Source organism: Streptomyces sp. B15, from assembly GCF_018070605.1.
GTDB classification, from domain to species: domain Bacteria; phylum Actinomycetota; class Actinomycetes; order Streptomycetales; family Streptomycetaceae; genus Streptomyces; species Streptomyces smyrnaeus.
This window is the reverse complement of record NZ_JAGPXJ010000018.1, coordinates 1-21,902: the sequence shown is the minus strand read 5'-3', so window position 1 is coordinate 21,902 and position 21,902 is coordinate 1. Positions and strand designations below refer to the sequence as shown.

Below are 21,902 nucleotides of genomic sequence, written 5' to 3'. Positions count from 1 at the left end.
CGCGTGCGGGCGGCCGCCGGCTCGTCCCCGGCCCGGCCGACCCCCGTCACGGTGCCGTCCGCGAGGGCGACCCAGCCGCCCGGGATCTCCTCCCCGTCCATGGTGACGACCAGTTCGGCGTCACGTATCAGCGTGTCGTTCACCGGCAACTCCTCACGGTCCGGGCCGGGAGCCCTCCCGGCCCCCGCCCGGGTGGGCCGAACGGACAGAGTCATGCGTACGGCGGCGGATGGAGGGGAACTCGCGCACAGTCCGCCCTTACGGCACGAGAGAGGGGGCGTCATGCACTGCTACGACTGCAACCGGGAGGGCACCGAGACTCCCGCGGTCGCGGTCTGTGTCGATTGCGGTGCCGCAGTGTGCCCGCGCCATCTGCACAGCGAGTCCGAGCCCGTGCGTGAGTCGATGAGCACCGGACGGGTCTGGTCGTCCGGCGAGGGGCGCCGGATGGTCTGTCTCGTCTGCCACGGCTCGACCCGGATGGGGGACGGGCACGGCGGCTGACGCCCCGTCGCCCGCCGTGCCTTCGGCCCTGTCGCGCGTCCCTCCTCGGGGCCCCCGTCGCCTCAGGAGAGGGCCCGGCGTACCGCGGTGGCGGCCACGGCGGTCGCCGCCGCGGTGCCCAGCGCGGCGAGCAGTCCGTGGTGGTGCGAGGCCCACAGCTGGTAGCTGCGCGAGGACGCCTCGTCGTCGAACTCGCCGTGTGCGCCGTAGTCGCGGTGTGCGTCCGCGGGCTTCCACAGGTTGTCCGGCTGGGTGGGGGAGCGTTCGTGGTCGGTCTGCTGACCCTGGATGCCGGTCCTGGCCAGATAGCGGTCGAGCAGACCGGGCGCGAACTTGTCGCCCAGCAGGGTGGCGACCGTCGAGCCGCCGACCCAGTGCTCCCTGCGCTCCGGGTGGTCGGCCGCGTACAGGATGCCCCGCGCGGCCACTTCGGGCTGGTAGACCGGTGCGACCGGGCGGGGGTTGCGCGGCAGCCGGGACTTGACCCAGGTGAACTGCGGGGTGTTCAGCCCCGGCAGCTGCACCATCGTGACCCGCACACCGCTCTTGTCGTGCAGCAGCTCGCAGCGCAGCGACTCGTGGAAGCCCTGGATGGCGTGTTTGGCCGCGCAGTACGCCGCCTGGAGCGGCACACCGCGGTAGGCGAGCGCCGAGCCGACCTGCACGATGGTCCCCGCGTCGCGCGGTTCCATATGGCGCAGCGCTGCCAGCGTCCCGTGGACGAAGCCGAGGTAGGTCACCTCGGTCGCCCTGCGGAACTCCTCGGCCTTCACCTCGGTGACGGGTGCGAAGACGGTGGAGAACGCGGTGTTCACCCAGACCGAGACGGGGCCCAGTTCCCGCTCGACGCGGTCCGCGGCCGCGTCCACCGCCGCGTGGTCGCTGACGTCGACATCGAGTGGCAGTGCCGTACCGCCCGCGTCCCGGACCTCGTCCGCGGCGCGGGCCAACCCTTCCTCCCCGCGCGCGAGCAGTGCCACCGCGGCACCGCGTGCCCCGAAGGCGCGGGCCGTGGCACGGCCCACCCCGCCGCTGGCGCCGGTGACCACGACGACCTGGCCGTCCGCTCCCGCGCGCCCGGGCTGCTGCTGGCTCATCCCACACCTCCGCTGTCTGTGTGTCTGCTCCGGGTACGGCGCCGGGGTGCGCCGTCGGATGCGTGCGAACGGGCCGGGTACCCGGTGCCGGGCCCGGTCACCTCCGGCCGCGGCGATTTCCCCGTACGGCGTCAGGGGCCACGCAGGCGGAACAGACCGCCGTCCGGGTCGCGGACCGTGGCGACCCGGCCGTGCGCGGAGTGCTCGACGGGCGAGACGACCGTGCCGCCCGTCTTCTCCACGGCGGCGAGTGCCGCGTCGATGTCGGCCGCGCGGAAATGCACGTCCCAGCGGGTGCGTACCTGGGGGTCGGGCGCGGCCTCGACACCGCCTCCGCGCAGTCCCGCCACGGTCTCACCGTCCACGAGGATGTGCACCTCGTCGTTCTGCTCCTCGTAGCTGACCCCGTGGCTCGGGTTCTTCGTCCAGTCGAGCACCGCGCCGTAGAACAGCGCCGCCGCGAAGGCGTCGCCGGTGCGCAGCTCCAGCCAGGCGGGCGCGTGCCCCGCGCCGACCGCCCAGCCCCGCGGCAGCTCTCCCTGCCACATGCCGAACGCCGCGCCGGAGGGGTCGGCGGCCATGGCGGCACGGCCGTCGCCCACGCGCAGCGGGCCGACGGCGACGGTGGCGCCGCGCTCGCGGACGCGTTCACACGCGAGGTCGGCGTTGTCGACGGCGAAGAACACGGTCCAGCGGACGGGCAGCTGCCAGGAGACGGCGGCCTCGTTGAAACCCGCCACCGGTTCGCCTTCCCTGGTGGCCGTGCGGAATCCGGTGCCGAGCGAGCTGTCGGTGAAGGACCAGCCCAGCACGGCGCTGTAGAACTCCTCGGTGGCCCGCCGGTCGCGGACGGTGAGACTGACCCAGCATGGCACCCCGGGTACGGAATCCATCACGTCACATCAAGCCTCCTGCGTTTTCCTTTCGCGCTTGATCGTTCGATTCTTTTCCGTCCCTGCGCGCCGGGGTGCCCACCGCCTGCGAAGACGAAACGAGAGTGAACGAGCAGGGAAGATGTGCAGTTTTGTGAGTTTTGTGACTTCTGGGGAGGGTACTGGGTGGAATGCGCCGATCCCGGGCCGAGGCCGGGGTCCCTTCGGCGCGTTCCCGCACCGTCGAGCGCCGCCGCGCGCCACCGAGGAGTCGTCATGATGGCCCACCCCGACACCCTGCGAGAGCTGCTCAACCGCTACGAGGCACTCCGTGCCCGGCCCGGCCACCGGCAGGAGTTGGACGACGTCTCGTACACGCTCTGCGTCTCCACGGGTACGCGGGACGTGCGGGACGCGGTACGCGTGGCCCGGGCCCATATAGCGGGGGTCTACGCGGCCTGAGCTCCGGCACCCTCGGCGCCGCCTCCCGCCGGCCGGCCGGGCCACCGGAGGCCCGCGCGGGCTTCGTGCGGCCCCGGCTGCGAACGGGACCGGTTGCGGACCGGGCGCCAGGTGCTCACCAGGGCCGCCGCGAGCAGCAACTCGGCGAAGTCACCGCCGTAGTACATCAACTCGGCCCCGCCCCTCACCTCGGTGACCGGGGCGGGGATGTCGATGAGGAAGCCCCCGTACATCAGCTGCGAGAGCACCGCGTGCCCGGCGATGGCGAACCCCAGCAGCACCAGCCGGGCCGGTACACCCGGCCGGGCCGGGGCAGGATCGGGCCCGGCCACCACCCATGCGAACAAGCAGCCGGACGCCAGGAAGTGGACGTGCAGCAGCCAGTGCCCGGCGGGGTGCGCCATGGCCGCCCCGTACAAGGGCGTGCAGTAGAGCGCCGCGAGCGAGCCGGTGTTCAGCAGCAGCGCCGCCACCGGGTGGGTCACCCCGCGCACCAACGGCGAGTGCAGCAGCGCCGTGAGCCGCCGTGCGCGGGCCGCGGGCAGCGCCCGCAGCAGTAGGGTGACGGGCGCCCCCAGCACCAGCGCGGGGGGCGCGTACATGCCCACCAGCAGGTGCTGTGCCATATGGCCGCGGAAATCGTGGTGCGCCCACGGGGCGAGCGGTGGCGACAGCGCGAGAACCAGCACTCCGCATCCGGCGACGAAGCTCGCCGTCCGCCGGGTGCTCCAGCCTCGCTGCGGACTGCGGCGCCGCACATGGCGCACCAGCAGCAGATAGCCGACCGCGGGCAGCACGGCGACCAGCCCCGGCAGCGCGACGGCCACCGCCGACGGGTGCGCGTCGGCGCCGGTCACAGCGACCGCCCCGACATCCGGGCACCCCGCGGTGCCTCCGGATCGAGGGTGCGGCCACTGCGCTGGAGGAGGTGTCCGCCCGCCAGCAGCAGGGCACCGAGGACGAGGAAGCCGATGTCCCACCACAGCTGGTACGGGCCGCCGTGCACATGGTGGATGCCCAGGATCTGGTGGTCGAGCAGGCCCTCCACCAGATTGAAGAGCCCCCAGCCCGCCAGGACCCAGCCCCACAGCACCCGGGAGGCCCACACCCGGCGGCGGCCGTGGGTGACCCGCGCGTAGAGGATCGCCAGCCCGAGCAGGACGGCCAGCCAGCACACGGTGTGGAAGATGCCGTCCCACACGGTGTTCATCTCCAGCCCGGAGACCGTGTGCGGCGAGTAGTACTTCACCCCGATCCGGTCGTCGTTGGTGCTGCTCAGCATGTGGTGCCACTGCAGGAGCTGGTGCAGCAGGATGCCGTCGACGAAGCCGCCCAGCCCCACCCCCAGCACGATCCCCGGCAGCCGCAGGCTCTCGGGAGCCGGTCGGGCCGCGCCGCCCGTCAACGCCATCGCTCGCTCCGTCCCTCGTTCGACCCGCTGACCGTCCGTGCACGGTGTGCGCACCATGGCTCCGGTTTCCCGTGGCGGGTCGGGTCACGCAGGCTTTCCGCCGACCGGCCCAGCGTTTTCCCCGGGGGTGGCTGGGAACCCCGGAGTCCGAGCGATCACAGGCGGCAGACGGCCGCCTGGTCGCGGACGAGCGACCGACTGTCGCGGACGCGACCGACGCGATCGACGTGGAACCGCGAACGACGCGAACACGCCGGACCGAACGACGTGAACGACGTGAACGACGTGAACGACGTGAACGACGTGAACGAGGTGAGCGCAGTGCCGGAGCCCGGCAGCAAGAGCTACGACAAGCACCGCGCGCGGCGCCGCAAGGATCTGGAGAAGAGCGGCGCGGCAGATGCGCAGGAGGCGAACGAAGAGGCCAAGCGCGAGATGGAGCGCGACCCGAACTGGCGTCCCTCCGGGCCGCGCACGGAGCGCGGCCGGGGTCCCAAGGGAGAGCGCCCCGAGTCCGAGTCCGGGGGCTGAGGGCCAAGGCCGCAGCCGCCTGCTGCTCCCTTACGCCCCCTCCTGCCCCCTCTGCCTCTTTCCCCCTCCCCCCGAGGAACCGGGCCGACTCCTCGGCGGAGTCGGCCTTCGGTCCGCCAGGTGCCCGGCACTTTGCGAGAGTGTTCTCCATGGGTGAGAACAAGCAGCGCATGCTGGCGGGGGAGTGGTACCTCCCCGACGACGACGAACTGCTCGCGGACACCGAGCGGCGGGCGGCGCTGTGCGCGGCCTACAACGCCGCCGAGACCGCGCCGGGCGACGAACGGCGCAAGATCCTGGAGCAGTTGATCGGGGAACTGGGCGAGGACGTCCGTATCCGCCCGCCGTTCCGCTGCGACTACGGCAGCTACATAACGATCGGTGCCGGGACGTTCATCAACTTCGGTGCCGTCTTCCTGGACGCCGCACCCATCACCATCGGCCGGTATGCGCAGATCGGCCCCAACGTGCAGCTGCTGACCCCGGCGCACGAGTTGGACGCCGAACGGCGGCGCGCGGGCTGGGAGAAGGGCCTGCCCATCACCATCGGCGACAACGTGTGGCTCGGCGGCGGAGTGATCGTCTGCCCGGGCGTCACCATCGGCTCCGACACGGTCGTCGGCGCCGGAGCCGTTGTCACCAAGGATCTGCCCGCGGGCGTGCTCGCCGTGGGCAACCCCGCGCGCGTGGTGCGGGAACTCGGGTCCGGGGCCCCGGCCTGGGACGCCCGGACAGAAGTCGGCTAGCCCCGGCGCCAGGAGTCGTCGGGCAGGTGCGAGCCTGCCTGCGGCCCCATCCGCAGCATGCCGCCGTCCACCGCCCAGGAGGCGCCGGTGACGTACGTGGAATCGTCGCCGGCCAGGAAGGCGATGACGGAGGCGACCTCCCTGGCGTCCCCGGGCCGCCGCAGCGGCACGCCGGGCCGGGACGCGGCACGTACGTCCTCGTCCTCCTGGCCCGTCATGGGGGTGGCGATCTCGCCCGGTGCGACGGCGTTGACGCGGATGCCGTGCTCGGCCAGTTCCAGCGCCATGACCTGGGTGAGCAGCCCGAGGCCGCCCTTGGCGGCGCAGTACGGACCGGCACCGACCCGCGGCTGATGCTCGTGCACGCTGGTGACGTTCACGACGGTCCCGCCGTCCCCCTGCTCGGCCATCCGGCGCGCGGCGCGCTGGGAGCACAGGAACGGCCCCAGCAGATCGATGTCGAGCACGTCCCGGACGGTGGGGTAGTCCAGTTCGAGGAAGGGGGTGCGGGTGCCGGTGCCGGCGTTGTTGACGAGCACGTCGACACGTCCCAACTCGTCGGCGAGCTCGTCCACCACGTCCGCGGCCTCCGGCAGCCGCGTCAGATCAAGGTGCCGGACCGCCGCCCGCCGCCCGGTCTCCTGTACCAGCGCAGCGGTCTGCTGCGCCCCTTCCCGGTCGGTGTGCCAGGTGATGCCGATGTCCAGACCGTCCTGGGCCAGCCGTACCGCCGTCGCCCGTCCGATGCCCGAGTCCGAGCCGGTGATGACCGCGACCCGGTGTCCGCCGCTCTGCGTGGACACGCCGACCTCCTCCACCGTTGAGGACCGCCCTGCGTTGCTGACGACCGTCCAGCCGGGTCACCTCGGGGACGGGTGAGTAAACAGGGAACCGAGGGGTACGCCGGGCCATCGGGCAGCCCCGTCGGCAACCGTGGCGCGTCCGGATGTGCGACCCGCACCGGCGGCGCGCATGCTGGAAGGGGCCCTGTGTTGGCACTGCTCACGTGAGGAGAAGCACCATGCAGCACGACGAGTTCATCGGTCAGGTACAGGCGCGGGCCCACCTCGACAGCCGGGGCGCGGCCGAGGCGGGGACGCGCGCCACGCTGGAGACACTGGCCGAACGCATCCCGGCTTCGCTCGCCGACAACCTGGCCGCGCAACTGCCGACCGAGCTGGGAGAGCATCTGCGCCGCGTCGAGTACGCCCCGGACGTGCCGCAGACCGGAGTGCGGATGACGCGCCAGGAGTTCTTCGGCCGCGTGGCGCAGCGCGCCGGAGCCGACCCCCCGAAGGCCGTCCACGAGGCCCGCACCGTGGTCGAGCTCCTGGAGGAGGCCACCCAGGGTTCGGTGACCGAGCACATCCGGCAGTCCCTGGACGAGGAGCTCGCCTCCATTCTCTTCTCCGGCAGCACCGGTACGGCCGGCTCCCACTGAACCGGCCGACCGGCTCGCGCAAGGCAGCGATCGGAGCGAAAGGCAGCGATCGGACATGGCCCACACCAACGTCGAAGAAGTCCTGGCCGCGCTCGACGACGTCGACTTCCCGGCGGACAAGGACGAGTTGCTCGAGGCGGCGTCGTCCTCCGGAGCGTCCGCCGAAGTCCGTACGGCGCTGCGTGGCATCCCGCCGGACGAGTACGCCAACCGTCAGGAAGTGGCCCGCTCGGTACGCGTCGACCCCGACTCCGACCTCGACCACAGCGCGGCCCAGCACGCCGAGCAGGCGCGGCAGGGCGGCAGGCCCGGGCAGTCGCAGTATCTGCGCGAGGCGCCCAAGCCACCCGTGGAGGAGGAACTGCACCGCCGGGACGAGCGGTAACCGTTCGCCCCACGCGGCAACCGTTCGCCATACACACGCACCCAAGGAGGTCCGACATGGTGCGCAAGAAGGTTGAAGGCGACGAGGACGAGCGGCGCTCGGAAGCGCACAAGGCACACCGCGTCGACGAGCCCGCCAGCGCCCGCTACGCGACCACCGGGGCGTCCAAGCAGCGTACCCACCGTGCGGGCGGGTCCGCGGAGAAGGACACCGAGACCCCAGCCCAGCGCCAGGGCAAGGTGGGGCACACGGCCACCCAGGCCGAGCGCGGGCCGCAAGGGGTCGGTCCGGCCGAATCCCGCAGCCCTTACGAGGGCCGTGGCCGCCCCGACTACTCGGCCGAGCACGAGCAGGTCTTCCGCGCCCTGGTCACCGCTGAGCAGCAGCACGGCGGCGAGCCCGTGAGCCTCGACGAGGTCTCCCGGGAGGCCCATATGCCGCAGGAGAAGACCCAGCCCCTGATGCACGACCTGGTGACCGTCCATCACCTGGCGACCGAGCTCCAGGGCGCCGAGGCCCCGGACCTGTCGCACTACGAGACCAAGCCGCGGCACTGAGCCTCCGGACGGTTCCGGAAGGCCCCCCGGGCGGCTTCTGTCCCAACCGTTGACAGCCCCGGGCCCCCTCCTTACTGTTCCGCCGAATCGCTTCGACGCAGCCAGTCGAAACGATTCGACAGTCTCGCGGAAACAGCTTCGAGGAGGGGGCGTTGGTCAAGATCACGGACGTGGCCCGGCGTGCCGGTGTGTCTCCCAGCACCGTCTCCTACGTACTGAGCGGCAAGCGCTCCATCTCGGCCGCGACCCAGCGCCGCGTCGAGGCGAGCATCCGCGAGCTCGGCTACCGCCCGCACGCCGGAGCCCGCGCACTGGCCAGCAGCCGCTCCAACGTGCTGGCCCTGGTGATGCCGCTGCGCAGCGGAATCCATGTGCCCGTGCAGATGCAGTTCGCCGGCGCGGTGGTGACCACGGCGCGCGGCCACGACCACGACGTTCTGCTCCTCACCCAGGAGGAGGGGGAGGACGGACTGCGGCGGGTGGCCGACAGCGCGCTGGTGGACGCGCTGATCGTGATGGACGTCCAACTGCGCGACGCACGCGTCCCACTGCTGCGCACGCTGCCGCTGCCCTCGGTCCTCATCGGCTTTCCCGCCGAGGCCGACGGACTGACCTGCATCGACCTCGACTTCACCGCCACCGGTGAGAGCTGCGTCGGCCATCTCGCCCAGCTCGGACACCGGTGCGTGGCGCTGCTCGGCTCCCCGCCCGAGGTGTACGCGCGCGGCACCGGCTTCGCGCAGCGCACGGCCGCGGGCTTCACAGCCGCCGCCCGGCGCGGCGGGATGACCTCGACGGTGCTCCCGTGCGAGCCCACCAGAGCCGCCGCGCGCGAGACCGTCGAGCGGCTGCTGCACGACCATCCCGATCTGACCGGCGTCGTCGTCCACAACGAGCCCGCGCTGCCGCTGCTGATGGAGGCGTTCCAGCAGGCCGGAATGCGCATTCCGCAGGACCTTTCGATGGTCGCGGTGTGCCCGGACGAGTTGGCGGAGAACACCGCGGTACCGGTCACCTCGGTCGCCATCCCCGCCGCCGAGGTGGGGGAGCGGGCCGTGGGCCTGCTGATGGACAAGTTGAACGGCAGGTCCGTCCCGGACGCCACGCTGCTGCCTCCTCGGCTGACCCCGCGCGCCAGTACCGCACCCCGGGGCTCGGGCTGATGACGGCCGGCCCCGCAGCACCTTCCTGACCCCGCCCACCACTACCCCGACCGCGCCGCGCCCCTCCCTTACACCGCCCGTCGAAGCGTTTCGACTCGAAGGAGAGTCCCGTGCAGGAACAGGGCACCCCCAGACGTCATCTCCTCGCCCTCGGCATCGCCGTCCCGCTGGCGGCGGCCGGCACGGGAACGGCGGGCGCCGTGCCCGCCACCTCGCGGACCCGCAGGGCCGGCCGCGCCGGCGCCCGCGCCGGGCACCCCTTCCAAGACCCCGGAATTCCCTTCGCCGAGCGTGTCGAGGACCTGCTCGGCCGGCTGACCCGCGGCGAGAAGATCTCCCTGCTGCATCAGCACCAGCCCGCCGTCCCCCGGCTGGGCATCCGCTCCTTCCGTACCGGCACCGAGGCCCTGCACGGCCTCGCCTGGCTCGGCAAGGCCACCGTCTTCCCGCAGGCACTCGGCCTGGCCAGTACCTGGAACCCCGCGCTGATCGAACGTGTCGGCGCGGCCGTCGGGGACGAGGCCCGCGGCTTCCAGCACGAACGGCCCAAGGGCTGGGGTCTCAACCTGTGGGCCCCGGTGGTGAACCTGCTGCGCGATCCACGCTGGGGCCGCAACGAGGAGGGCTACTCCGAGGACCCGTATCTGACCGGCGCCGTCTCCGTCGCCTACGGCACCGGCCTCCAGGGCGACGACCCCCGCTATCTGAAGACGGCTCCCACCATCAAGCACTACCTCGCCAACAACACCGAGCGGAACCGCTCCACCTCCGACTCGATCCTGCCGGCGAGGGTCCGACAGGAGTACTACGAGGCGGCGTTCGAGCCGGCGCTGCGCGGCGACGCCGTCACCGGCGTGATGACGTCCTACAACCTGGTCAACGGCCGCCCGGCGACGGTGAACCCGGGGCTGAACGACACCGTACGCAAGTGGGCGAAGCGGGAGCTGTTCCACGTCACCGACGCGGACGCCCCCAACAACCTGGTCAACGGCCAGAGCTACTACCCCACCCTCGCGGAGGCGGACGCGGCGGCCCTCACAGCGGGCATCGACAGCTTCACCTCCGACAGCGAGGACTCCAGCAAGACGGTCAAGGCCCTCACCACGGCCCTGGACAAGGGGTTGATCAGCGAGTCCGACCTGGACACCGCGGTCGGGCACCTCCTCGCGATCCGCTTCCGGCTCGGCGAGTTCGACCCGGACGGCGGACCCTACGCGAAGATCACCAAGTCGGTCGTCGACAGCCCCGAGCACCGCGCCCTCGCCCGCGAGACGGCGCGGGAGGCGATCGTGCTGCTGAAGAACGCCCCGCAGCGCAAGGGCGGCGCGCTGCTGCCGCTGGACGCCCGGCGGCTGGAGGAGGTCGCCGTCGTCGGCCCGCTCGCCGACACCCTCTACACCGACTGGTACTCGGGCTCCCTGCCGTACGCGGTCACCCCGCGCGAGGGCGTCGCCGAGCGGCTCGGCTCCGGCGGGAAGGTCACCGGGGGCGAGAGCGTGGACCGGATCGCGTTGCGGAACGCCGCCACGGGCGCGTACCTCACCGCGGGCAGCGGCGCGGACGGCGCGGTCCTCACCGAGCGCGCCACCAGCGCGGGCGCCACCGAGCAGTTCGACGTCTTCGACTGGGGCCAGGGCATCGTCACGCTGCGCAGCGCGGCCAACGCCAAGTACCTCGGCTACGACGGCAAGGTCTTCCGCAACGACCAGGAGCAGCCCGGCGGCTGGTTCGTCCAGCAGCAGTTCACGCTGGTCGAGCAGGATGACGGCACCCGGCTGGTCCGCTACGCCGGATACGACGCCAGCACCGACTGGTTCGGCGACAAGGAGTACTTCAAGGCGGGCGAGGACGGCACCGTCACGCTGGTCGACGAGAAGGACGCCACCCGCTACCAGGCCGAGACCGTACGCGACGGCGTGGCCGAGGCGGTCGCGGCTGCCCGGGATGCCGATGTCGCCGTCGTCGTGGTCGGCACCATGCCCGCCATCAACGGCCGCGAGGACCACGACCGCACGGACATGGCGTTGGCCGAAGGGCAGGCCGCGCTGGTCAAGGCCGTCCACCGGGCCAACCCGCGTACGGTCGTCGTCCTGGAGAGCAGCTACCCGCAGACCGTCAACTGGGAGCAGGCCCACATACCCGCGCTCGTGTGGACCACCCACGCGGGACAGGAGACCGGAAACGCCCTCGCCGACGTACTGTTCGGCGACCACAACCCGGCCGGGCGGCTCACCCAGACCTGGTACCGCTCCCAGGACGATCTGCCGGACCTGCTCGAATACGACATCATCAAGGCGGACCGCACCTACCTCTACTTCCGCGGCGAGGCCCTCTACCCCTTCGGGCACGGCCTGTCCTACACCACCTTCCGGTACGGCGAACCGCGGCTGTCCGCGCGCACGGTGGAGCCGGACGGCACCGTGACCGTCTCGGTGAAGGTCACCAACACCGGACGCCGGGACGGGGACGAGGTCGTCCAGCTCTACACCCGCAGACGCGGCTCGCGGGACAAACAGCCGTTGCGGCAGCTGCGCGGCTTCGAACGCGTCCGGCTGAAGGCCGGCCGCTCCACCACCGTGCGGCTGCGGCTGCGCGCCGCCGATCTCGCCCACTGGGACGTCACCCGCGGGCGAAAGGTGGTCGAGAGCGGGGTCGTCGAGGTACGGGTGGGCGCGTCCTGCACGGACATCCGCGGACGTACGACGCTGCGGGTACGCGGCGAGAAGATCCCGCCGCGCGATCTGACCGGCACCACCAGGGCCGCCGACTTCGACGACTACCGAGGCGTGCGGCTGGTCGACGAGAGCAAGGCGCGGGGAGACGCGGTCGGCGCGGACGAGGACCGCGCCTGGATCGTGTTCCGGGACGCCGATCTGGGGCGCGGTGCCGAGAAGCTGACCGCGCGGCTCGCTCGGGAGGGGCGGGGCAGCGGCACCCTCACCGTGCGGCTCGGCTCGCCGCGGGGGCGGGTGGTGGGCTCCGCGCAGGTGCCGAGCACGGGTGGCCGGTACGACTACCGGACCGTCACCGCGCGGCTGCGCGGGGCGCGTGGACGGCACGACGTCTATCTCGTCTTCTCGGACCCGATGCGGCTGAGCACCTTCTCACTGCGCTGAAGCTCGCCCCTTCGAGGGCACCCCCGCCCGGCGCGCCCGCTGCGGGACGCCCCGATGGACCGCCCCCAATTGGAGATGTCTTCCTATGCAATTGCGTCCCGCACTCCCGGTGCTCGCCGCTGTGACGGCCGGGGCGACGGTCGCGTTCGGGCTCACGGGGTGCGCCGCCACACCCGACCCCGGCACCGTCACCGTGCTCAACTCCGCCACGGACACCGCCGAACACACCAAGAACCAGAAGTTCTTCGACCGCTGCGCCGAGAAGTTCGGGCTGCGGGTGGAGCAGAACAGCGTCCCCGCGGACCAGGTCTCCTCCAAGGCCCTGCGGATGGCCTCCTCGCACTCGCTGCCCGACATCCTCGAACTCGACGGCTCCGAACTGCCGCAGTTCGCCGAGACCGGGGGGCTGCGCAGCCTGGCGGATCTGGGGGTGCGCACCTCGGGGCTGTCCGCGAGCGGCGTCTCCCTCGGCTCCTTCGAGGGCACCCGCTACGGCATCGCCCGCTCGGTCAACTCCCTGGCGCTCTACTACAACCCGGACATGCTGAAGAAGGCGGGCGTCGAACCGCCCACGACATGGGACGAGCTGCGAAGGACGGCGAAGAAGCTCTCCGGTGACGGCACCTACGGGCTCGCCTTCAGCGCGAGTCCGAACGCGGACGGTGTCTACCAGTTCCTGCCGTTCTTCTGGTCGGCCGGGGGCGACGAGGCGCGGCTGGACAGCGGCAAGGGTGAGGCCGCGCTGCGGCTGTGGAAGGACATGGTGGCGGACAGATCCGTCTCCAAGGCCGTCGTCAACTGGAACCAGCAGGACGTCAACGACCAGTTCATCGCGGGTCGCACCGCCATGATGATCAACGGGCCGTGGCAGGTGCCGGTGCTGGAGGCGCAGGACAAGGTGGACTGGGCCGTCGCCAAACTGCCCGTGCCCGAGGCGGGGGGCAAGGCGGTACCGCCGGTCGGCGGCACCGTGATGACCGTCCCCAAGAGCGACGACAGCGCACGCGAGAAGAACGCCGCCAAGATCCTCAACTGCCTCAACACCCCTGAGAACCAGCTCGACTGGGGCGAGGCCGTCAACAACGTGCCCACCCGCGCCGCCGCGGCGCGGACCTACGCGAAGCAGAACCCGAAGCTCGCCCCGTTCGCCGACCTGGTCACCACGGCGCGTTCCCGCACCGCCAAGGTCGGCACCCGCTGGCCGACCGTGAGCGACGCGCTCGCCGGGGCCTTCCAGTCCGTACTCACCGGCGGCAGCAGCCCGGAGGCGGCCCTGCGCCGCGCCCAGCGGCAGGCGACGGCGGGGGAGTGAGGAGCCCATCATGAGTACCGCCACAGCCCCGTCCGTGACCACGCCGCCCGCGCACGCCTCCCGGGCCCCGGCCCCGGGCCGGTCCTCAAGACGGCGCACGGCGCTGCTGCGCTGGCTGTTCATCGCGCCCGCGCTGCTCTACATGGCCGCGTTCTTCGGATACCCGCTGGTGCGCAACGTGCTGATGAGCTTCCAGCACTACACGCCCACCACCTACTTCACCGGCGAGGCCCCCTTCAACGGGCTCGACAACTGGCGGGCGGTCTTCTCCGATCCGCTGTTCACCGACGCGCTGTGGCACACCGCGCTGTTCACAGTGGGTTCGCTGCTGGGTCAGTTCACCCTGGGACTGGCACTGGCCGTCTTCTTCTCCCGCCGCTTCCACCTCTCCCGCTTCGTCCGGGCCGTACTGCTGCTCCCGTGGCTGGTGCCGATGGTGGTGGCCGCCGTGGTGTGGCGGCGCATCCTCGACCAGGAGCACGGCGTCCTCAACGCCGCACTGCAGACGCTGGGCCTGACCGACGGCGGCGTGCCCTGGCTGAGCAGCCCCGATGTGGCGCTGCTGTCGGCCGTGCTGGTCAACATCTGGATCGGCATCCCGTTCAACATGGTCATCCTCTACGGCGGCCTCCAGGAGATCCCCCGGGATCTGTACGAGGCGGCCTCGCTGGACGGCGCCGGGCCCTGGCGGGTGTTCCGCTCCGTCACGCTGCCGATGCTGCGGCCCGTGATCACCGTCGTCCTCGTCCTCGGCTTCATGTCGACGGTCAAGATCCTCGACCTGATCCTCGCCCTCACCTCGGGCGGCCCCGCCGACGCCACCCAGACCCTGGGCACCGTCACCTACCAGATGTCGTTCCTGCGCCTGGACTTCGGCCAGGGCGCCGTGGTCGGCAATGTCCTCATCCTGATCAGCGCGGTCTTCGCGGTGCTCTACCTGCGCGCCAACCGCGCCGACTTCGGCAACGGGAAGTGAACACGATGCCCCCGACAACCGCCCCCGCCGCACCGCGCGGATCCGGAACGCACCCCACCACGGCCCCGACGACCGCCCGCCGGGTGCGTGGCGCCTGGAACACCGCCGCCGCGCTGCTGATCCTGGCCGTACTGCTCTTCCCCGTCTACTGGATGCTGGTCACGGCGCTGCAGCCGTCCTCCGGTCTCGACGTGGACTGGTTCCCCACCTCGCCGGGGCTCGACAGCTTCCGTGCGGCGCTGGACAGCCAGGGCCGCTCCCTGGTCACCAGCCTCGCCGTCGCGCTGGGGGCGGTCGCGGTGTGCCTCGCGCTGGCGGCGCCCGCCGCCTACGGGCTGGCGCAGTTCTCGCTGCGCGGTGGCCGCACCATCGTCTTCACCACCCTCATCACCCAGATGGTGCCGGGCATCGTCATCGCCAACGCGCTCTACAGCGCCTACGCGGAGCTGCGGCTGGTCAACTCCTACCTCGGACTGATCCTCGCCGACGCCTCGCTGGGGCTGCCGTTCTCCATCGTGCTGCTGCGCGCGTTCATGGTCTCCATCCCCACCGAGGTGGTGGAGGCCGCCTTGGTGGACGGTGCGAACAGATTCACCGCGTTCGTCCGCGTCGTCCTGCCGATGAGCCGCAACGCCCTCATCACCGCCGGGCTGTTCACCTTCCTGTTCGCCTGGTCGGACTTCATGTTCGCCCTCACCCTCAACACCACCGACGACGTCAAGCCGGTGACGCTCGGCATCTACCAGTTCGTGGGCGCCCATGTCAGCGACTGGGGAGCCGTCATGGCCACCGCCGTGCTGTCCGCCGTACCGGCGGCCGTGCTGCTGGTCGTCGCACAGAAGTACATCGCCGCCGGAATCACCGGCGGGTCCGTCAAGTAGCCGATGGGCCCGGTGGCCGCATCGGAGCGCCGCCGCACACACGCCGTCGAGCTTCCCGCCGTCGCGGCGGGAAGAGGTCCCCTCCAGCGGGAAGAAGTCTCCCGCGGTAAGAGCAAGTGAGGCTGTTCACCGATGAGTTCTCCTTCCCCGGGCAACCCTGTGCCCGTTCCGCACCTCCCCGCACTCCCCGCCGCATTCGTCTTCGGGGCCGCCACCGCCGCCTACCAGATCGAGGGTGCCCACGACGAGGACGGGCGCGGACCCTCCATCTGGGACACCTACTGCCGTGAACCCGGCCGTATCGAGGGCTCCGCCACCGGGGACGTCGCCTGCGACCACTACCACCGCTACCCCGAGGACATCGCGCTGCTGCGGGAGCTGGGGGTGGACAGCTACCGCTTCTCCGTCTCCTGGCCGCGTGTCCGGCCCACCGGGACCGGCCCCGCGAACGGGCGTGGCCTCGACTTCTACGACCGGCTCACCGACGAACTGCTCGCCGCGGGCATCAGCCCGGCCGCCACCCTCTACCACTGGGACCTGCCGCAGGCGCTGGAGGACCGGGGCGGCTGGCGGCTGCGGGAGACGGCGGAGCGGTTCGCCGAGTACACGGCGCTGGTCGCCGCCCGGCTCGGGGACCGGATACCCCGCTGGATCACCCTCAACGAGCCGTTCTGCAGCGCCTTCCTCGGCTATGCCACCGGCCGGCACGCACCGGGCGCACAGGAGGGGCGCGGCGCCCTGGCCGCCGCGCACCATCTGCTGCTGGGGCACGGACTGGCCGTGCGCGCTCTGCGCGCGGCAGGCGTCGAGCAGGTCGGCATCACCCTCAACCCCGACCGGCTGCTGCCGGCCGACGACACCCCGGCCGACGCGGCAGCCGTGCGGCGCGCCGAGACCCTGCACAACGAGACGTGGTTCGATCCGCTGTTCGCCGGACGCTATCCGCGCGGCGAGGCGGAGACCTGGGGCCCTCAGGCCGACGGCTCCTGGCGCCGGGAGGGCGACCTGGAGCTGATCGGCGCCCCGCTGGACTTCCTCGGCATCAACTACTACCGCCCGATCACCGTCACCGAGGCGCCCTACCGCGACCCCGACCCGGTGACCCGTACGGCCACCGACATCCGTGTCGCCGAGTGCGCCCGCGACGACGTACGGCACACCACCATGGGCTGGCCCGTCGATCCGCGGACCTTCACCGATCTGCTGACGGATCTGACCGCGCGCTATCCGTCGCTGCCACCGCTGCTGATCACCGAGAACGGCTCCGCCGAGGCCGACACCGTCACTCCCGACGGGCGGGTGCACGACAGCGACCGGATCGCGTATCTGCGCGACCACCTGGCCGCCGTGGCGGACGCGGTGCGCGCCGGTGTCGACGTATGCGGCTACTACGTGTGGTCGCTGCTGGACAACTTCGAATGGGCGCGTGGCTACGGCCAGCGTTTCGGCATCGTCCGGGTCGACTACGCCACACAGCGGCGGATCCCCAAGGACAGCTACCACTGGTACCGCGATCTGATCGCGGCCCACCGGCGGTACCACGCACAGCACCCCGCACCCACCGCACCGCACACCGGAGAGCAGGCCGCCCGATGAAGTTCACCGACGGCTACTGGCTGATGCGCGACGGCGTCCAGGCGTCGTACGCCACCGAGATCGCCGACACCCGCGTCAACGACGACCGCTTCACCCTCTACGCCCCCGTACGGCACATCCGGCGCCGGGGCGACACCCTCAACGGGCCCCTGCTGACCGTCGAGTGCTTCTCGCCCGCAGAAGGGGTGATCGGCGTCCGCGCCACCCACCACGCCGGCACCGTCGACCGCGGCCCGCACTTCGCCCTGGGCTCCGCCCCGGGCGACACGGCGGCGGGGAAGGTCACCCGGGACGGCAGCCTGCTCGAACTGACCAGCGGCGGTCTGTCGCTGCGGATCGACACCTCGGGGCCGTACCGGCTGGAGTTCACCGCCGACGGCCGCACCCTCACCTCCGTCGAGGCACGCGGCACCGGCTACGCCACGACCCCCGACGGCGCCCACCACTCCCTCGCCCAGCTCTCCCTGGGTGTCGGCGAACTCGTCTACGGGCTCGGCGAGCGCTTCACCCCGTTCGTGCGCAACGGACAGAGCGTCGACATCTGGCAGGCGGACGGCGGCACCGCCAGCGAGCAGGCCTACAAGAACGTCCCCTTCCACCTCACCAACCGCGGCTACGGCGTCTTCGTCAACCACCCCGGCAAGGTGTCCTACGAGGTCGGCTCCGAGGCCGTGGGCCAGGTGCAGTTCAGCGTCGAGGACCAGACGCTGGAGTACTACATCGTCCACGGCCCCACGCCCAAGGAGATACTCGCCCGCTACACGGCGCTCACCGGCCGCCCGCCGCTGCCCCCTGCCTGGTCGTTCGGGCTGTGGCTGTCCACGTCGTTCACCACCGCCTACGACGAGGAGACCGTCAGCAGCTTCGTGCGCGGCATGGCCGAGCGCGACATCCCGCTGGGCGTCTTCCACTTCGACTGCTTCTGGATGCGCGCCTACCAGTGGTGCGACTTCACCTGGGACCCGGACGTCTTCCCCGATCCGGAGGGGATGCTGCGGCGGCTCAAGGCGAGCAACGGGGAAGGGGACCTGAGGATCTGCGTGTGGATCAACCCCTACATCGCGCAGAAGTCCCCGCTGTTCGACGAGGCGGCCCGGCTCGGCCACCTCGTCCGGCGGCCGGACGGCAGCGTATGGCAGTGGGACATGTGGCAGGCGGGCATGGGCCTGGTCGACTTCACCGCCCCCCGGGCGCGGGCCTGGTACGCCGACAAGCTGCGCGGTCTGCTCGGCCAGGGCGTCGACTGCTTCAAGACCGACTTCGGCGAGCGCGTGCCCACCGACGTCGTCTGGCACGACGGCTCCGACCCGGAGAGGATGCACAACTACTACACGCAGCTGTTCAACCGGACCGTCTTCGAGACCCTCACCGAGGAACGCGGCGAGGGCGAGGCCGTGGTCTTCGCCCGCTCCGCCACCGCGGGCGGCCAGCAGTACCCGGTCCACTGGGGCGGCGACTGCGAGTCCACGTTCGGCGCGATGGCCGAATCGCTGCGCGGCGGCCTCTCCCTGGGCCTGTCCGGGTTCGGCTTCTGGAGCCACGACATCGGCGGCTTCGAAGGCGACCCCGACCCCGCCCTGTTCACACGCTGGGTCCAGTTCGGGCTGCTCTCCTCGCACAGCCGGCTGCACGGCAGCACCTCCTACCGGGTGCCGTGGGCCTTCGACGACGGAGACGAAGAGGCCCAGGACGAGGGCGGAGCCGTCGCCGTCACCCGGACCTTCACCCGGCTCAAGCACCGGCTGATGCCCTACCTGTACCGCGCGGCGCGGCAGGCCACCGAAAGCGGCACCCCGGTGATGCGCGCCATGCTGCTGGAGTTCCCCGACGACCCGGCCTGCCACACCCTCGACCGCCAGTACATGCTCGGCGACGACCTGCTGGTGGCCCCCGTCTTCACCGCCGACGGCACCGTCGAGTACTACGTACCGGACGGCGAGTGGACCCATCTGCTGTCCGGCGAGCGGGTGACCGGGCCGGGCTGGCGGCGCGAGCGGTACGGCTTCGAGAGCCTGCCGCTGCTGGTCCGCCCCGGAGCGGTGCTCCCGTACGGCGAGCGCGACGAGCGCGCCGACTACGACTGGGCGCACGGGGTCACGCTGCGCGCCCACGCTCTGCGCGACGGCGCCACGGTGACCACCCGGGTACCGCGCCTTCCCGGGGGCACCTCCCGGCCGGAGGCCGAAGGAGACGCCCCCGACGCCGTCTTCCGCACCCGCCGGCACGGGCGGCGCGTCACCGTCGAGGCCACCGGCGCGCCCGGCGTCTGGCACCTCCTGCTGGTAGGTGTCCACGCCGACGCGGTGGACGGAGCCGGTGTGACGGCCGAACACACCGCCCGCGGCACCCTGCTGACGGCCGGGCCGGGTACGGCGGAGCTGACCGCGCTGCTCACCCAGGAGGAGGACGGGGACTAGCCGGGCCGGGTCACCGCGCCGCCTTCACCCCGCTGCCCGCCACCTCGGCCCCCTCGGTGGCGGGCTGACGGGTGGCGGACCGCGGCACCGCCACTCGCGGGGACTCCTCCGGTACGGGGCGGGCCGCACCGGGCAGCTGGGCGCCCCGCCGTGCCACCACATGACGGCACACCCCCTCCACCAGGTGGGGCGCGGTGAAGGTGGCGCCGTGCACGAAGCGCATCGCCGGGCCGAACGACGGCGCCGTCAACAGCCCCGCGAAGAACAGCCCCGGGTGGGAGGACTCGAAGTCCTGCGTCAGCCAGGGCGCACCGCTGTCACCGACCCGGCGCAGCGTCTCCCGCAGCGTGGAGTCCAGCAGCCCGAGCCGGAACAGGTCGGGGACGAAGCCGGTCGCGGCCACCACATGGTCGGTCTCCAGCGTCCGCGCCGTACCGTCCGCCGCCCGCAGCCACAGCCGCACCCGCTCGGCGGGCCCGCCGCCGACCGGGCGGACACCGCCTGCGGTGCGGTCCGCCGCCGTGATGGTGTGCCCCAGCAGCGTCGGCACGGTCGGCTCGAACCGCTCCCGCAGCCACCAGGCGCCCGCGGGGCCGAGGGCGTGCCGGGCGATGTGCAGCCGTACCGGAGCGGGCAGTCGCCGCACCGCGCCCGGCTGCCGCGACCACATCCAGCTCGGCCATCCGGTGCCCAGCGCGCTGTGCGGGTCGAGCAGCGAGCTGAGCCTGCCGCGGTGGAGCGGCTTGGGCGGCGTGTTCCAGCGCAGGCGGGGGGCTCGGGCCACCACCCGGGGCTCCGCGCCCTCCTCCGCCAGCAGCGCCGCGGTCTCCAGCGCCGCCTGCCCGGCGCCGACGACGGTGACGTCCTTGCCCCGGAACCGGCTCAGGTCGCGGTGGTGCGTGCTGTGGGAGGCCAGCTCGCGGGGCAACCCACGCAGCGTCGCCGGCCGGTGTGCGAATGGCAGCAACCCGATCGCCAGCGCGACGGCCCGCGTCGTCAGCTGCTCGCCCTGCGCGGTGTGGACACGGAAGCCGGAGGGGTGCGGCGCCACGCGGGTGACGGTCAGCTCCTCGGCCGCCGGCGTGGCGTGTCTGCCGAACCAGGTGCCGTACTCGGTGAAGGTGTCCAGCGGCAGCGGCCGGCCGTGTCCCACCTCGATGCCGCGGTCGGCACAGTAGGCGGCCAGCGTGTGGGCGCCCTCCGGGTCGGACAGAGCGGAGGCGCTCGGCTCGGACTTGAGGAACATGCCGCGCGGCATGTGGTCCCGCCAGGAGGCCATCGGACTGCCGAGCACGCGCAGGCGCAGTCCCGCGGCGGCGGCGTGCGAGGCGATGGACAGTCCGTAGGGGCCGGCGCCCACCACTACGAGGTCGTACATGGGTTCCTTCTCTCTGTGTGCGGTGTGGGCTGTGGGTTCGGTGCGGGCTGTACGGGTGCCGGGCTCTCCGCTCCGGGTGCGGGGGACGGCAGGGAAGCGGGAGACGCGGTGCGGGCGGCGCCCGCGGCGGTGGGGCGCGGCGGGGCGACCGCACGTCCGCGTACGGCCTTCGCGGCGCGGGCACGCAGTCGCTCGCCCGGACAGCTGGGACGAACTCCCTTTACCAGGCAGCGCGTCAGCCAGCCCGCCGCCATCGCGAAGCCGGGCAGCGGGTCGTCGGCGGCGAACCAGGCGCGCTCCACCGGTCCGCGCGCCACCGGTCCGCGCTCCGGGCCCGTACCGCTCGCGCCCCCACCCTCACCCGCGGAGCCGGACGGATGCGGGCCCAGCAGCGCGGAGAGCAGCGCGTAGTTCTCCACGACGTAGACCCGGCCCGTACCGTCGTGCGGCCTTCCGGGGCCGCGGCCGGGCGGCGCCCCCGGCACGGCACGCCCGGTCAGATGCAGATGCTGGGCCCGTACCACGTCCAGCCCCGCGCCGTCGGTGAAGAGCCGGAACTGCGCGCCGGGGCGCGGGTTGAAGTCCACCAGGTGGGGGACGCCCGTCGCGGGGTCGAACCGGAAGTCGAGATCGAGGATGCCGCGGTAGTCCAGGGCTGCCGCCAGGCGGGCGGCAGCCTGTTCGACGGGTGGGTTGGGCAGCCGGCTGCCGACCGCTGTCAGACCCGTGTGCGGCGGCCAGGAGCGGTCCTTGCGCCCGGCGCCGCCGGTCAGGAACCGGCCGCCGTCGGCCGCGTACCCGTGGAAGAACCAGTCGGCCCCCGCCGAGTCCGGCAGCCGTCGCTGCAACAGCAGGGCGCTGCCCGCCTCCCGGGTCCGGGCGAACAGGCGCGCCGCCTCCGTCTCCGTACGGACCAGCGCGGTGCTGCGCAGGCCGGGCGGCAGCAGCCAGGGGCGGCTCCACTTGGCCACCGCCGGCAGGCCCAGTGCCGCCGCCGCGCGGCCCGCCTCGCGCGCGCTGCAGGGCAGCACGGCGGAGGGGTGCGCGACTCCGGCGC

At 72.4% G+C, this 21,902-nt stretch carries 21 protein-coding genes; 14 read left to right on the top strand and 7 right to left on the bottom strand.

Annotated elements, in window-relative coordinates; all coding sequences use genetic code 11:
* Positions 1–282 precede the first annotated feature (282 nt).
* On the top strand, positions 283–504 hold the full coding sequence (locus tag KBY19_RS11190; RefSeq protein ID WP_099885446.1) for a DUF2180 family protein: 222 nt from the start codon (positions 283–285) through the stop codon (positions 502–504).
* Between the two features lie 62 nt (positions 505–566).
* On the opposite strand, the gene KBY19_RS11185 is transcribed toward KBY19_RS11190, so the two are convergent.
* Both KBY19_RS11185 and KBY19_RS11180 read right to left on the bottom strand, forming a co-directional pair.
* Positions 567–1,601: an SDR family oxidoreductase gene (locus tag KBY19_RS11185; protein WP_210965686.1), complete on the bottom strand. Its 1,035-nt coding sequence runs from the start codon at positions 1,599–1,601 to the stop codon at positions 567–569.
* A 131-nt stretch (positions 1,602–1,732) separates the two neighbouring features.
* Entirely contained in the window at positions 1,733–2,494 is a 762-nt protein-coding gene (locus KBY19_RS11180) for a VOC family protein (RefSeq protein ID WP_099885448.1), read from the bottom strand.
* 255 nt (positions 2,495–2,749) lie between these two features.
* Here KBY19_RS11180 and KBY19_RS11175 point away from each other — a divergent pair, with 255 nt between their 5' ends.
* Positions 2,750–2,935 (top strand): DUF5133 domain-containing protein, encoded by a 186-nt coding sequence (locus tag KBY19_RS11175; RefSeq protein WP_099885449.1) that lies wholly within the window; start codon positions 2,750–2,752, stop codon positions 2,933–2,935.
* On the opposite strand, the gene KBY19_RS11170 is transcribed toward KBY19_RS11175, so the two are convergent.
* Both KBY19_RS11170 and KBY19_RS11165 read right to left on the bottom strand, forming a co-directional pair.
* Positions 2,923–3,792, bottom strand: a complete 870-nt coding sequence (locus KBY19_RS11170) for a cytochrome c oxidase assembly protein (RefSeq protein ID WP_099885450.1) — start codon at positions 3,790–3,792, stop codon at positions 2,923–2,925. The two genes, KBY19_RS11175 and KBY19_RS11170, sit on opposite strands and share 13 nt — an antisense overlap.
* Positions 3,789–4,346, bottom strand: a complete 558-nt coding sequence (locus tag KBY19_RS11165) for a DUF2243 domain-containing protein (RefSeq protein ID WP_099885451.1) — start codon at positions 4,344–4,346, stop codon at positions 3,789–3,791. Before KBY19_RS11165 ends, KBY19_RS11170 begins: the two co-directional genes overlap by 4 nt.
* 267 nt (positions 4,347–4,613) lie before the next feature.
* On the opposite strand from KBY19_RS11165, the gene KBY19_RS11160 reads away from it, so the two are divergent.
* Positions 4,614–4,877 carry a hypothetical protein gene (locus tag KBY19_RS11160; RefSeq protein ID WP_247690864.1) on the top strand — a complete coding sequence of 88 codons (264 nt, stop codon included), beginning with the start codon at positions 4,614–4,616 and terminating at the stop codon, positions 4,875–4,877.
* 149 nt (positions 4,878–5,026) lie between these two features.
* The gene (locus tag KBY19_RS11155) at positions 5,027–5,623 is read left to right on the top strand and encodes a sugar O-acetyltransferase (RefSeq protein ID WP_099886935.1); all 597 of its coding nucleotides are present in this window, start codon (positions 5,027–5,029) and stop codon (positions 5,621–5,623) included.
* Here KBY19_RS11155 and KBY19_RS11150 read toward each other — a convergent pair.
* Positions 5,620–6,426, bottom strand: a complete 807-nt coding sequence (locus KBY19_RS11150) for an SDR family oxidoreductase (protein ID WP_099886936.1) — start codon at positions 6,424–6,426, stop codon at positions 5,620–5,622. The two genes, KBY19_RS11155 and KBY19_RS11150, sit on opposite strands and share 4 nt — an antisense overlap.
* 218 nt (positions 6,427–6,644) lie before the next feature.
* On the opposite strand from KBY19_RS11150, the gene KBY19_RS11145 reads away from it, so the two are divergent.
* The 10 genes from KBY19_RS11145 (at position 6,645) to yicI (ending at position 19,467) form a co-directional block, all read left to right on the top strand.
* Positions 6,645–7,064 carry a DUF2267 domain-containing protein gene (locus tag KBY19_RS11145; protein WP_099885452.1) on the top strand — a complete coding sequence of 140 codons (420 nt, stop codon included), beginning with the start codon at positions 6,645–6,647 and terminating at the stop codon, positions 7,062–7,064.
* 55 nt (positions 7,065–7,119) lie between these two features.
* Positions 7,120–7,449 carry a DUF2795 domain-containing protein gene (locus KBY19_RS11140; protein WP_099885453.1) on the top strand — a complete coding sequence of 110 codons (330 nt, stop codon included), beginning with the start codon at positions 7,120–7,122 and terminating at the stop codon, positions 7,447–7,449.
* A gap of 56 nt (positions 7,450–7,505) precedes the next feature.
* On the top strand, positions 7,506–8,006 hold the full coding sequence (locus KBY19_RS11135; RefSeq protein WP_099885454.1) for a hypothetical protein: 501 nt from the start codon (positions 7,506–7,508) through the stop codon (positions 8,004–8,006).
* Positions 8,007–8,158: 152 nt separating this feature from the next.
* The gene (locus KBY19_RS11130; RefSeq protein WP_210955065.1) at positions 8,159–9,169 is read left to right on the top strand and encodes a LacI family DNA-binding transcriptional regulator; all 1,011 of its coding nucleotides are present in this window, start codon (positions 8,159–8,161) and stop codon (positions 9,167–9,169) included.
* 110 nt (positions 9,170–9,279) lie between these two features.
* On the top strand, positions 9,280–12,285 hold the full coding sequence (locus tag KBY19_RS11125; protein WP_210965685.1) for a glycoside hydrolase family 3 protein: 3,006 nt from the start codon (positions 9,280–9,282) through the stop codon (positions 12,283–12,285).
* Between the two features lie 85 nt (positions 12,286–12,370).
* On the top strand, positions 12,371–13,597 hold the full coding sequence (locus KBY19_RS11120; RefSeq protein ID WP_099885456.1) for a sugar ABC transporter substrate-binding protein: 1,227 nt from the start codon (positions 12,371–12,373) through the stop codon (positions 13,595–13,597).
* A gap of 10 nt (positions 13,598–13,607) precedes the next feature.
* The gene (locus KBY19_RS11115; RefSeq protein ID WP_210965684.1) at positions 13,608–14,573 is read left to right on the top strand and encodes a carbohydrate ABC transporter permease; all 966 of its coding nucleotides are present in this window, start codon (positions 13,608–13,610) and stop codon (positions 14,571–14,573) included.
* A 5-nt stretch (positions 14,574–14,578) separates the two neighbouring features.
* A complete protein-coding gene (locus tag KBY19_RS11110; RefSeq protein WP_099886937.1) occupies positions 14,579–15,454 on the top strand; it encodes a carbohydrate ABC transporter permease in 876 nt (291 codons plus the stop codon).
* A 132-nt stretch (positions 15,455–15,586) separates the two neighbouring features.
* Positions 15,587–17,050, top strand: coding sequence for a GH1 family beta-glucosidase (locus tag KBY19_RS11105; protein WP_210965683.1), 1,464 nt, complete (start codon positions 15,587–15,589; stop codon positions 17,048–17,050).
* Positions 17,047–19,467 (top strand): alpha-xylosidase, encoded by a 2,421-nt coding sequence (gene yicI / locus KBY19_RS11100; RefSeq protein ID WP_210965682.1) that lies wholly within the window; start codon positions 17,047–17,049, stop codon positions 19,465–19,467. Before KBY19_RS11105 ends, yicI begins: the two co-directional genes overlap by 4 nt.
* Before the next feature lie 10 nt (positions 19,468–19,477).
* Here yicI and KBY19_RS11095 read toward each other — a convergent pair whose 3' ends face one another.
* Complete coding sequence (locus KBY19_RS11095; protein ID WP_099885460.1) at positions 19,478–20,845, bottom strand: NAD(P)-binding domain-containing protein; 1,368 nt, start codon at positions 20,843–20,845, stop codon at positions 19,478–19,480.
* Positions 20,830–21,902 (bottom strand): ATP-grasp domain-containing protein (locus tag KBY19_RS11090; RefSeq protein WP_210965681.1); only part of this gene is annotated, 1,073 nt, incomplete at its 5' end. The genes KBY19_RS11095 and KBY19_RS11090, both read right to left, overlap by 16 nt.

Bases quoted from the DNA above. Each gene is read 5' to 3' on its own strand.
- KBY19_RS11190 (WP_099885446.1), top strand. From the start codon at position 283: ATGCACTGCTACGACTGCAACCGGGAGGGCACCGAGACTCCCGCGGTC.
- KBY19_RS11095 (WP_099885460.1), bottom strand. From the start codon at position 20,845: ATGTACGACCTCGTAGTGGTGGGCGCCGGCCCCTACGGACTGTCCATC.
- KBY19_RS11110 (WP_099886937.1), top strand. From the start codon at position 14,579: ATGCCCCCGACAACCGCCCCCGCCGCACCGCGCGGATCCGGAACGCAC.
- KBY19_RS11180 (WP_099885448.1), bottom strand. From the start codon at position 2,494: ATGGATTCCGTACCCGGGGTGCCATGCTGGGTCAGTCTCACCGTCCGC.
- KBY19_RS11140 (WP_099885453.1), top strand. From the start codon at position 7,120: ATGGCCCACACCAACGTCGAAGAAGTCCTGGCCGCGCTCGACGACGTC.
- KBY19_RS11165 (WP_099885451.1), bottom strand. From the start codon at position 4,346: ATGGCGTTGACGGGCGGCGCGGCCCGACCGGCTCCCGAGAGCCTGCGG.
- KBY19_RS11105 (WP_210965683.1), top strand. From the start codon at position 15,587: ATGAGTTCTCCTTCCCCGGGCAACCCTGTGCCCGTTCCGCACCTCCCC.
- KBY19_RS11120 (WP_099885456.1), top strand. From the start codon at position 12,371: ATGCAATTGCGTCCCGCACTCCCGGTGCTCGCCGCTGTGACGGCCGGG.
- yicI (WP_210965682.1), top strand. From the start codon at position 17,047: ATGAAGTTCACCGACGGCTACTGGCTGATGCGCGACGGCGTCCAGGCG.
- KBY19_RS11135 (WP_099885454.1), top strand. From the start codon at position 7,506: ATGGTGCGCAAGAAGGTTGAAGGCGACGAGGACGAGCGGCGCTCGGAA.
- KBY19_RS11175 (WP_099885449.1), top strand. From the start codon at position 2,750: ATGATGGCCCACCCCGACACCCTGCGAGAGCTGCTCAACCGCTACGAG.
- KBY19_RS11115 (WP_210965684.1), top strand. From the start codon at position 13,608: ATGAGTACCGCCACAGCCCCGTCCGTGACCACGCCGCCCGCGCACGCC.
- KBY19_RS11155 (WP_099886935.1), top strand. From the start codon at position 5,027: ATGGGTGAGAACAAGCAGCGCATGCTGGCGGGGGAGTGGTACCTCCCC.
- KBY19_RS11145 (WP_099885452.1), top strand. From the start codon at position 6,645: ATGCAGCACGACGAGTTCATCGGTCAGGTACAGGCGCGGGCCCACCTC.
- KBY19_RS11185 (WP_210965686.1), bottom strand. From the start codon at position 1,601: ATGAGCCAGCAGCAGCCCGGGCGCGCGGGAGCGGACGGCCAGGTCGTC.